This is a genomic window from Nostoc sp. JL23, assembly GCF_017115065.1.
In the GTDB taxonomy this organism is placed as follows: domain Bacteria; phylum Cyanobacteriota; class Cyanobacteriia; order Cyanobacteriales; family Nostocaceae; genus Nostoc; species Nostoc punctiforme_A.
In genome coordinates this window covers 12,032-22,485 of record NZ_JABXKN010000103.1, presented here as the reverse complement: position 1 = coordinate 22,485, position 10,454 = coordinate 12,032, and the positions used below count along the sequence as shown (strand labels likewise).

Here is a 10,454-nt window from a genome sequence, read left to right as displayed (position 1 = left end):
CACTTGTATAGATGACTTTGAAATCCTTATTAGTTTTTGTTAGGAAATAAGGTGCGTTTCCCCTGAGTCTAGTCCTTTCTTTTTTAAAATTGATGTTAGCTTCTTTGTTGAGAGCAAGTTTTGCTGCAAGCTTTGGCGTTGCTGTTCAATTGCTTGCTTGTCTACATCTTGCCGCCGTTGTTGTAAGGAGTTAACATCACGTCCCTGTTGTTGTAGTTGCGTCAGTTTGTCTCGTACCAGTTGTAGCTGCTTAAGTAATTCGCTTTGGTCTAACGTTGCCAGTACATCTCCTCGTCTCACAAAGTCGCCAACTTTGACATTTACTGTTCGCAACCTACCTGCAATTGGCGATTGGAAGGACGCAACCTTGCTGGGGTAAACTATTATTCCAGTACCCGTGACTGTAATTGGGATTCGTCCTAAAATACTCCAAAAAAGCCCTGCTGTCACTAATAAACCAACAGTAAATAAAGGTAGCCACTTTTGAGGACTGACTACCTGCATGATTTGGTCTAATTCTTCTGGAGAAGAAGCGCGTTTTAAAGCTTCTTTGCGGAACAAATTATTTTTAGGATTATTCACCAAATACTATCTAGTATATAAATTACTATTTTGCCGTTATTAATACTAATCTATTACAGTTAAACAAATAATTAGTTTCACATGAATGCTGACTTTAAAGGATCTTAAGTTATCTATCGTTTATCAACTTACAGCTTATGAACAGCATAATCAAGGGTTACTACAAAACATCCTACTAAACCCACTTTTCCCACCTGACTAAACAAGTAATCCTGTAGCTAAATATACAATTATTAAATTGTTGCTACTCTTCCCAATCCACCAACACCCCATCCACAATCGCAATCCCCCACTGCGGAAACTTCGCCAGCAACTTCTTGATCACAATCTGCTTTCGCAGGGTCATCATTCCAGCACGAAAGCAAGTATTCGAAGCCCGGATTCTCGCCCGAATTCGCCGCTCGATTCAGTTTTTCCCTTCTTACAGGTCGCATATTTGACAAAAGCAACTATCGCCTCATGCGACCATTTTTCAGCATTGGGTACAGGCGCGGCTCAGAAATTATACTTTTATAATGGCAGTGAGTCCAAACGAATCAATCGCATTATCGATTTAAGTAGCGATGTCTTTAAAATATAAAATGACAGCGATAGTGACGTAACAATGGCTCTATGAATCAGGAATCGCCTCAATTTCTCAACCATATTGTTTCAAGTTTGCGGTCAATTGAGGGAATTACAGCTATCTCATTGGGCGGTTCACGGGCACGGGGCAACCACACCAATAAGTCAGATGTAGATTTGGGAATTTATTATAATTCAGAAAACCCGCCCGATTTAGAGCAATTAAATCGCCTTGCCTATGAGCTTGATGATAAACATCGGGTAAATTTGATTACTGCGATTGGTGAATGGGGAAAGTGGATTAACGGCGGCGGTTGGCTTGTGGTAGAAGGTGTAGGTGTAGATTTTCTCTATCGTGATTTGGCGAAGGTCAATCGTGTGATTGATGATTGTCATGCTGGACAAATTACTATTGATTACCAGCCAGGACATCCTCATGGTTTTGTGTCCTCTATTTATATGGGCGAAATTGCTATTTGTCAGGTACTTGATGACCCGGATAGTGTTTTAGAAGCTTTGAAGTTCAAAACAAAGCCTTATCCAGTTGGGCTCAAACACGCAACTATTGATACTTTTGCCTGGGAAATCAGTTTCTCGCTGGTGGTTGCAAAAAAGGCGATTGCACGCGATGATGTCGTTTACGCAGCAGGTTGTTGTTTCCGCAGTGTGGCGTGTATGAATCAGGTTTTATTCACCCTTAATGAAGATTACCTGTTGAATGAAAAGGGAGCGGTGGCAATCGCAATGTTTTGCGCCAGAGCTGATAGATGTGAATGCGATCGCTTTTGAGCAACCTTTTTGGCAACCACTGCTTCCATCTGATTCACTGAGGGAGGGGTTATTTTTAAACGTTATGGCATACCCGCCCACCCTGCTCTTGAGCAGCAACGGAAGAGAAGCGATTACACCTGGGGTTATTTTCAGAGAAAGCTTTCAAAGCTCGTTTGTTTCAATCCCGCGAACGGGTTTCATTTATTTGAAAGACTGTGACTGCATTAACAGGGGTAATCGCGGGTCCCCGTTAAAATTATTATCATTTTTATTGAATGTATATTTTATTCTCTGGAAGTCCCTAAGTGATGGCAGTAATCATTGATTTCTCCATCTGTAAACAAAATGATTCATGTAGAGAAAACTGCTAAATCTTGTTTTACCCATACAATGCCTATCTTTACAACTATTTCCCAGAGTAAAGAAATCATTTACGCTTGAGTATCTGATTCCTGCAATCCTATCAAAATCTTGCAGTCATTACCAGGTGGCAGCGAGAGTTTGAATCGTAGATTTGGCAGCAGCAAGTTCTTGATCACGCAGTTCGATATTGAGTCCGTTGGCATTGATTGTCTCAATGTCAGTGACACCGATAAAGCCAAAAACGGTCTTGAGATAGGGTTCCTGAAAGTTCATTAGATCATAGGCAAAGCCAGAACGAAAATCGCTGCCTCTTGCCTGAACAAGAAGCATTTTTCTATGGGTCACTAAACCTTGAAATCCATTCTGGGTAAGGGTAAAAGTCCGTCTAGGGCGCACAATATAGTCGATGTAAGACTTGAGAACAGCCGGGATACTAAAGTTGGTTGTACATGGGTGCAGACAATACATAGCGATCGGCTGTCAGAAACTCATCAACTAATTGATCAGAAAGAGCGATCGCCCTTTCCAGTTCAGGTGTATAGTCATGTGCAGGGGTAAACTTTGCTCTCACCCAGGTTTCGTCAATATAAGGAACGGGGTTGAGTGCCAAATCCCGATACGTCACAGTTGCTTCTGGATAAAACTGTTTCCATTGCTCTAAAAATTCTCTTGCCAGGGAGCGAGAGTGTGAGCGTTCACGTCGCGGGCTTGTGTCGATATGCAATATATGAGTCATAGGAAACCTTCACAGGATTTAATCTGATTCAAAGGATTTATGTTGAAAAAGTCGAGTTTCTTGCAGTTGCAGGGTTGTAACAGCAACGATAATGAGAACACCACCGATGATTTGCAACGGCGTTAACGTTTGCCCAAACCAAAGCCATGCCAGTATTGCAGCAACCAAAGGTTCTAAGGTGGCAATGATCGCGGCTTGCTCAGCAGAAACTCGTTGCATACTCCACAAAAACAGCAGGTAGGGCAACAAATTTCCGACGATTCCAACGATTAATACGTTTGAGAAGTGTTCAGCAGTTAACAGGGTGATGGGTAACCCTTGGGTAAACTGGTATGCCAACCAGAACAAGCTGGCGATTGCATAGGTTTTTAGCAAAATTTCAATGGATTCGTTTGATCCTGCCAGTTGCTCACTTAATATCTGCTCACTTAAGACAATGTAAGCAGCAAAACAGAGTGCAGTGGTTAAACCAATTCCAATACCCAACCAATTGATCTGCTCCAGGCTGCTTTCCAGGATTTTCGAGACCAGGATAACTCCCAGCATCGACAATGTAAGGGCACGCAGAACCAATCGGGATAGAGGACAACGAGTTGCCAATGCCGTCCACAAAACCACCAAAATCGGAGCCATAAAGAGCAGAACGATCGCGATCGTAATGGGTAACTGTTGAATTGCAATATAATCTGCACCAACGAGAAAGACCAGAACCAGCCCTAGAGCAAACTGTTTTAGACTCATGGGTTTAGCCTGTCCACGTCCGCAAAAACTATGGAAAATTGCCAAACCAAAAGTTGCAATTATCGCACTGGCTCCTGCCAACTCCAACGGCTGAATACCAGCCCTAAACAAATTGAAGGCAACGTTAGCCGCGCTCGCCCAACACAGAACTGTCAGGAGGATGGCAATGAATCCTAGTAAATTGTGGGAAAAGCGTATTGGCTTAGTAGGAGGAATGTCTCGCATGGTGATGCCTCCAGGAAATGGACGAAGGTGGGAGAGCGGAAACGATTCTTGAACCGCCGCACTATTCATCAAGGGGTATCGGACTGATGTCGAAACACATTGATTACAATTGTTATAATTACATATGCAACTATTTTCAGGTATAACACTAGTTAATTACAATTGCAATAATTACAATAGAAATTAATTGTGCAGATCAGATGACTCAGCTTGATTCGGCTCAAAACTCCCTCTGGAAAATCTTTCTGACGGCGCATACTCGTCTGATTGACCGAGTAGAGCAAGACTTTAAGCAGGCGGGATTGCCCTCATTTGAGTGGTATGACGTGCTGATAGCATTAAAACAAGCTCCTGACCAAGAGTTGCGGTTGAGTGAATTGGCAGAGGAGCTACTGGTGAACCGCACCAATGTGACCCGCCTTGCTGATCGCCTGGAGAAGGCGGGATTGATTCAACGAAAAGTATGCAAAGACGATCGACGAGGTGCGTTTGCCGTTTTGACGAAAGCGGGACTAGAAATGCAACAGAAAATGTGGACGGTCTATTCTCAGAGCATCGCTCAATACTTTGGTCGTCACTTAACCCAGAAAGATACTGTTGCTTTTACGAAAACCTTGACCTCAATACTGACGGCATTGGATGAGGAATCATAGAGCTTACCCTGCCCCATCCAAGGCGACCGTGGCCGGATTTTTCTCGTGTACAAGCGTTCCTTGAGCTATCGGTAAACCAGCTTATCGATACAAAGTCATGAATTAAATTTGCCAACTGAACCGTATTGCAGTAAAAGCAAGGTTTTTTGAGGTTGAGTTTAAAACCAAGCATATCTTACTTTCAGGAGATGAGTACTTAATAGCATTTAAAAGTAAGTTACTGAGGATGGAATACAGCAGTTTTTCATCTAGATTAGCTCGAAAACACTGCCCATGATTTCTAAACTCTATTAAATGTGAGATTGTACCAAAAAGTTGTAAATCTTCTACTAAATTTAAGCAGAAGTTTTCTAGATTAATTAATTGAGGTTTGTAATCCAACTTCCCCGCTTCCGATCTTGTTAAGGTCAATATATCTGTCGGCAGATGATTCATTAATTTGGCTGAAGACTGAATCCGATAAAGATTTTTTAACTGCTTCTCATCTAGCAATTATTTAAGAATCTCTTGCAATAACAGCAAAAGCTATGCTCGTGGCAGTGGTAGATTTTATATAGTGGATTGAATCTCTCATTATCTGGATTCCAACTACATCTATCAACCTTAAAGAATTGTGTACTCTAAGCTTGGCCCTCTTGCTGTAATTAGAAAACAAGGGACTTTAGAAAAACGGCTAAAAGCACAAGGAAATTCTGTCACTTGGCATGAAACAGGGAGAAGTAGTGTAATTGCCGTTCCGCCAAAGTCTCCACTGAAAAAGTTTGAGGATATCAAGGGGCAAGAAGTTTATTTTCAAAAAGGTTCGGCATCACACTATTTTATTCTCAGAGCCTTGCAGTCAATCGGCTTGACCATCAAAGATATTAAAATCAGAAGTATGCCAACTATTGAGGCGCGGGGTGCTTTTCTTGAAGGGAAAATTCCTGTTTGGATGACAGGAGATCCCCACTATGCGATCGCCGAAAAAATGGGTTGAATTCGCGTCCTTAGAGATTCTGTGGGGCTAGATTCTCCTGGCGGCTATTATATTGCAGATAGGAAGTTTGCCGAAGAAAACCTTGGCTTACCCAAAATTATCATTGAAGAGCGTCATAACCTCGATAAGTGGGCAGATGAGCATCCCAAAGAGGTAGCAAAACTGCTTGTACCTGAAACAAAACTTGACTTGGACATCCAAGAGAAGGTGAATAGCCGTTCATCTTTTCAACTCAGTCCAATAGATTCTGAACGCCTTAAGAAACAACAGCGAGTTATTGATTACTTTTACAAAGAAGGGTTGTTACCCAAGCCTCTAGATATTAAAGAAGTATTACTGACTTCTGAACAATATGCAGCAATTACACCAACCTCTGTTGTTAGTCAGTGATAACATGATTAATTGGGTGCTTTTTGTAGGCTATTTTTAAGCTTACACCACCATCCTCTAATTTGTGGTTGTTGTGGAAAGAGATTATTGAGAGAAGATAGCAATCCCTATCGCCATCAGATAGTAGAAATTCCTCCCATCAACCCAATCATCGTCGAACATCGCCAACATCAACTTGAATGCAAGGATTGTGGAACCTTAACCTGTGCCAAATTACCTGTGGATGTGCATCCAAGTGGCTATGGTGTGAGGGTAGGGTAGTGGTGCTTGTAGCAGTGTTAAGTGGACTGTACCGCCACAGTCAACGAATGGTGCAAAGTGCGATGCAAGATATTTTTGGAATATCGATGTCCTTGGGCACAGTCAACAAACTCAGACTTGAAGCAAGCAGTCCCCCACTGCGGAAACTTTGCCAGCAACTTCTTGATTACTATCACTTGTGCCGGGTCATCATTCTAACACTCTTGCAAGTACTCGAAACCCGGATTCTGCCCCGAATTGGCCGCCAGTTTGAGTTTCTGCATACGTTCCGGTCGCATATTTGACCGCGCAATAATCGCCTCATGCGACCATTTATTAGCGTTTTCGACGGGTGCAGCGGAATAATAGCCCTTACTCATCGCTTGCAGTGGTTCTCTACGTTCGCAGAGTGTGTCACAGACAGACGCTCCGCAAACACTTGAAACTGTGTTTTCAGACATCAGCTATTTAAGATTGCTGATAAGTTGGAAAATCGATATATCCTGATGGTAAAAAGGAATACCAGTCTTTGATATCGGCAGGCGGATTCAACGGCCAGTTATAAGTAAAACGCTGCACTAAGTCAGGATTACTGATAAACGGACGACCAAAGGCTATTAAATCTGCAACTCCACTGTTAATCGCAACTTCTGCCTGTTCTTGGCTATAGCCACAGTTTCCCATAAGTGGTCCTGTAAACACATCTCTAAACTCTGCTAATGTCATAGGTGTTCCTAGCTGGTGAAAGCCAAGAGCTAACCCATCAACTATATGAAGATAAGCTAATCCATAAGTATTCAATTGTTCAGCTATATATAGAAAAGTTTCTCGATAATCTGGGGAACCCATATCATTGTAAATACTGTTAGGAGACAAACGAACTGCAATCCGATTTGATGGCAATACTGTCAAAATCGCCTCAACAATTTCCTTGAGGAAACGATAACGATTTTTAACCTCTCCTCCCCAGTGGTCAGTTCGCTGATTCGTTTTGGATTGCAGGAATTCATCAATTAAATAACCACCAGCAGCATGAATTTCCACGCCATCAAACCCTGCTGTCTTTGCTCTTTGAGCGGCTTGACGATAATCCTCTACGATTAGCGGTATTTCATCAGTTTCTAGCGCTCTAGGTATTTGATAAGATTGTTTTCCATTAGGGGTGGCAATGTAATCTAGGTTTATCTTAATTGCAGATGGTGCCACTGGTAGATGACCATTTTCTTGAAAACTACTATGTGAAGCCCGCCCACAGTGCCATAATTGTAGAAAAATCGGTGTCCCTTGAGCATGAACAGCTCCTACAATCTCTTTCCAAGCTTGCACTTGTTCTTGGGAATAAATGCCTGGCGTATTTTCCCAGCCAATAGCTTGACGAGAAATTACACTAGCTTCTGCAATAATCAATCCTGCCGCAGCACGTTGAGTATAATACTCTGCCATCAGGGCATTAGGCATACGTGTAACACCTGCCCTTGCTCGTGTCAACGGTGCCATAGCTACCCGATTTTTTAGTGTTAAATCTCCCAGTTGAAATTCACTCAGTAAGGTTGGAGATATCGTTTGAGTAGTCATAGTTCATACTTAGAGTTTTACATTATTACTTTACATAGCTGAGTTCTTCACTGCTTACCTAAATTTCATGGCAGACTACTAGTTATGTATATACTAGGATTTAAAAGCGTTTTTTCAGAATTTAGCACGGGCGCAACGGAACTTTTACATTCATCACTCCTGCAATAATTGCATAAAAATATGCAGCCGCAGTTTCAGCAATAGAAGTGATGTCAAGTTTATCCAGTAGAGAAGCGATCGCAGTTCCGTATGAGCGATCGCAGTAAACTTAACCTGTTGTGTCTCAGGTTTCCTCCCTTCCCTATAAACAGCAATAAACATGGCTTCCAGTACATTTGATTCCTGAATTCTGGTAGACATCGCACCGAAATTTCAGCTTGATTCAAGGTTCACGTAGACCGTAGAAAAATCCAGTCGCTTCAAGTCTTCTGCATGAATGAGTACTTGCAGGTAGCCAGCATCGCTAAACATCAGGTCAACTGCTCTGCTAGAATCGACTTCCAACAAGCTATGCCAGTTCTGGGCGCGAGTCATGTCTAAGGTCTGCCGTTGCTCGTAGTTATAAAGCCATGAAATATGCAAGCCCCCCAATGCACACAAGCAACACCCCACTGTGGAAACTTCGGCAGCAGTTTCTTGATCACAATCTGCTTTCGCAGGGTCATCACTCCAACACTCCTGCAAGAATTCAAACCCCTGATTCTGCCCCGAATTCGCCGCAACTTTCAGTTTCTGCATACGCTCTGGTCGCATATTTGACCTCGCTACAATCGCCTCATGTGAACATTTTTCAGGATTTGGCACGGGCGCGGCGGAACTTTCACCCTCATGAACTGTTGTGACTTCTACACCTGAAACTGAATTTTCAACTAACAACAAAGCGGGATTACCTGCTTTTACTTGCGTCTGTGTTTGATTAGCGTAGACGTGAAACGGCTTGTCGCTAGACATCGCAGAATTTAAAGAAAATTCATTTTGGGCGACGGACACGGCGGAACCAGTACCTTCTTTACGAGACGCTACGCGAACATGACAGTCTCTTGGCTCAACACCACAATTCTGGTTTTCAGCCAGCAACGTTCGCGCAGCGTCTCCAAGAGTTGCGGGATTACTTTGTGCAGCATCCACAAGCGTTTCGGCTTTTCTTAGTGCCATTCGGGTTTAAACCCTTGAACATTCGTTCACGGCTTTTTGTCAGGAGTCAGAATTCCTTCTGCCTCCTTACAAAAAGCCTTTCTTCGATAAGATGACTAAATTGTGGTTGTCAAATTAACTTTGATAATCAGATCATTGAAATCCTTGTCGCCACCATTGGCTAAATCCTCAAAGCCAAAAGTATTACTAGCTAACAAACTAATGTGATCCGTATTATCAGAATTAGCACCCAAGAACGGGAAATAAACCGCCGGATCATTACTAGAATTGTTATCTAAAAGCGCATCAGGAGTAGCATTCACAATCATGAAGGGAGCAAAAATCGCACCAGGTTGGAAAGTACCAGTAAAACTAGCAGAACCTTGATTACTCACACTCAAATCAATACCAGCAACCCGACTACTCACAGCAGCCTGAATATAACCAGCCTGTCCCGTGAGAACATCAGCATTACCATCGCCATTGGTATCAATTCCCCCATTTTGATCAGTCACCTGATAAAAGCCGACATAATTGTTATAAGACGCCTCTCTGTAAACATTAAATTCCGCTTGAACTGATTGTTGGACATCTCGCAAATCAATCACTTCACCTTGGAATTCACCTTGGAGATTTGTACCCAAAGGTAAAGCTTGATCAGTCTGGTTAATTTTCACCACCAGATCATTAAAATCTGTAGAACTCTTACCAGAAGCATCCTTCCAACCCAAAGAGAAACTATTATCACCCAAGTCGGTAATTTTTTGGGTTGAGACACTAGAAAACAGTAACTTGCCGATGGAATTAGGATCATTGCGTACAGCATCAAGCGTACCGTCTTGAACTAACAAAAATCTAAAATTCTGACCAGAATTCAATTGCAGCAGCCTGGTGAGATTATTAGTATCAAAGCCATTGGGGTTATTAGCGATCGCAGATAAAATTACTTCTGAGCGAAGTATTGCAGCTTGGGTATAACCTTCAGCACCAGGAGCAATACCATTAATCGTACCTTGAAGATCATCAACAGTAAATAAACCCAGTTCATTCACTACCGGAGAATTGTGTCCAGTCAGTTGGATTTCCAGCGTGGCTTTGTCATCCTGACCTGTGATATTGAAGATATCATCATTGGGGTTAGTCAGACGGCTGGGTATTTCGTCGTTAACATTAATAGTCAACTCCTTCTCAAAATTGAGACTACCATTATCAGTAGTGCGGACGCGGATTTTGTAAGTAGGCTTAGTTTGAAAGTCTGGAGAATTGTTGATTTTGAGGGTATTGCCATCAATGGTGAAGGCATTATTATCGGTATTGTCAATTCCTGAAACTAGACTGTATGCAAAATTATCGTTTTGATCTGGGTCGGTGCTGCTGAATGTACCGATGACGGTGTTGGCTGCGGCTTCATCATTGACGGTGTTGGCACTCAACTCCAAATCTGTGGGTGCATCATTAACCGCAGTCAGATTAATGTTGCGGGTAACAGGGTTGCTATCTAATA

12 protein-coding genes and 1 pseudogene are annotated in these 10,454 nt (G+C 42.4%); 6 read left to right on the top strand and 7 right to left on the bottom strand.

Features of this window, described 5'->3' with window-relative positions:
* Positions 1–39: 39 nt before the first annotated feature.
* On the bottom strand, positions 40–582 hold the full coding sequence (locus HWQ42_RS21010) for an NHLP bacteriocin system secretion protein (RefSeq protein WP_292815785.1): 543 nt from the start codon (positions 580–582) through the stop codon (positions 40–42).
* 612 nt (positions 583–1,194) lie between these two features.
* Between HWQ42_RS21010 and HWQ42_RS21005 the strand changes: the two genes are divergently transcribed.
* Positions 1,195–1,935, top strand: coding sequence for a nucleotidyltransferase family protein (locus HWQ42_RS21005; protein WP_292815783.1), 741 nt, complete (start codon positions 1,195–1,197; stop codon positions 1,933–1,935).
* Positions 1,936–2,397: 462 nt separating this feature from the next.
* Here the strand turns inward: HWQ42_RS21005 and HWQ42_RS21000 are convergent.
* Positions 2,398–3,016, bottom strand: a pseudogene (locus tag HWQ42_RS21000) (FMN-dependent NADH-azoreductase).
* An 18-nt stretch (positions 3,017–3,034) separates the two neighbouring features.
* On the bottom strand, positions 3,035–4,051 hold the full coding sequence (locus HWQ42_RS20995) for an EamA family transporter (protein WP_292815780.1): 1,017 nt from the start codon (positions 4,049–4,051) through the stop codon (positions 3,035–3,037).
* Positions 4,052–4,182: 131 nt separating this feature from the next.
* Here HWQ42_RS20995 and HWQ42_RS20990 point away from each other — a divergent pair, with 131 nt between their 5' ends.
* The 5 genes from HWQ42_RS20990 (at position 4,183) to HWQ42_RS20970 (ending at position 6,546) form a co-directional block, all read left to right on the top strand.
* Positions 4,183–4,635, top strand: coding sequence for a MarR family transcriptional regulator (locus tag HWQ42_RS20990; RefSeq protein ID WP_292815777.1), 453 nt, complete (start codon positions 4,183–4,185; stop codon positions 4,633–4,635).
* A gap of 613 nt (positions 4,636–5,248) precedes the next feature.
* Positions 5,249–5,611: an ABC transporter substrate-binding protein gene (locus tag HWQ42_RS20985; protein ID WP_292815775.1), complete on the top strand. Its 363-nt coding sequence runs from the start codon at positions 5,249–5,251 to the stop codon at positions 5,609–5,611.
* A gap of 21 nt (positions 5,612–5,632) precedes the next feature.
* Positions 5,633–6,001: a hypothetical protein gene (locus HWQ42_RS20980; protein ID WP_292815772.1), complete on the top strand. Its 369-nt coding sequence runs from the start codon at positions 5,633–5,635 to the stop codon at positions 5,999–6,001.
* 87 nt (positions 6,002–6,088) lie between these two features.
* Positions 6,089–6,262, top strand: a complete 174-nt coding sequence (locus HWQ42_RS20975; protein WP_292815770.1) for an IS66 family transposase zinc-finger binding domain-containing protein — start codon at positions 6,089–6,091, stop codon at positions 6,260–6,262.
* A complete protein-coding gene (locus HWQ42_RS20970; RefSeq protein WP_292815767.1) occupies positions 6,262–6,546 on the top strand; it encodes a hypothetical protein in 285 nt (94 codons plus the stop codon). The genes HWQ42_RS20975 and HWQ42_RS20970 overlap by 1 nt, the downstream gene beginning before the upstream one ends.
* A gap of 163 nt (positions 6,547–6,709) precedes the next feature.
* On the opposite strand, the gene HWQ42_RS20965 is transcribed toward HWQ42_RS20970, so the two are convergent.
* The 4 genes from HWQ42_RS20965 to HWQ42_RS20950 form a co-directional block, all read right to left on the bottom strand.
* The gene (locus HWQ42_RS20965; RefSeq protein WP_292815764.1) at positions 6,710–7,816 is read right to left on the bottom strand and encodes an alkene reductase; all 1,107 of its coding nucleotides are present in this window, start codon (positions 7,814–7,816) and stop codon (positions 6,710–6,712) included.
* 153 nt (positions 7,817–7,969) lie between these two features.
* Positions 7,970–8,176 (bottom strand): hypothetical protein, encoded by a 207-nt coding sequence (locus HWQ42_RS20960; RefSeq protein WP_292815761.1) that lies wholly within the window; start codon positions 8,174–8,176, stop codon positions 7,970–7,972.
* A 12-nt stretch (positions 8,177–8,188) separates the two neighbouring features.
* On the bottom strand, positions 8,189–8,971 hold the full coding sequence (locus HWQ42_RS20955; RefSeq protein WP_292815758.1) for a DUF1963 domain-containing protein: 783 nt from the start codon (positions 8,969–8,971) through the stop codon (positions 8,189–8,191).
* Between the two features lie 95 nt (positions 8,972–9,066).
* Positions 9,067–10,454: DUF4114 domain-containing protein (locus tag HWQ42_RS20950; RefSeq protein ID WP_292815755.1), on the bottom strand; the 1,388-nt coding region annotated here is incomplete at its 5' end.

Excerpts from the sequence above, each read along its gene's own strand:
- HWQ42_RS21005 (WP_292815783.1), top strand. The coding sequence starts at position 1,195 with ATGAATCAGGAATCGCCTCAATTTCTCAACCATATTGTTTCAAGTTTG.
- HWQ42_RS20995 (WP_292815780.1), bottom strand. The coding sequence starts at position 4,051 with ATGAATAGTGCGGCGGTTCAAGAATCGTTTCCGCTCTCCCACCTTCGT.
- HWQ42_RS20990 (WP_292815777.1), top strand. The coding sequence starts at position 4,183 with ATGACTCAGCTTGATTCGGCTCAAAACTCCCTCTGGAAAATCTTTCTG.
- HWQ42_RS20965 (WP_292815764.1), bottom strand. The coding sequence starts at position 7,816 with ATGACTACTCAAACGATATCTCCAACCTTACTGAGTGAATTTCAACTG.
- HWQ42_RS20960 (WP_292815761.1), bottom strand. The coding sequence starts at position 8,176 with ATGTCTACCAGAATTCAGGAATCAAATGTACTGGAAGCCATGTTTATT.
- HWQ42_RS20955 (WP_292815758.1), bottom strand. The coding sequence starts at position 8,971 with ATGGCACTAAGAAAAGCCGAAACGCTTGTGGATGCTGCACAAAGTAAT.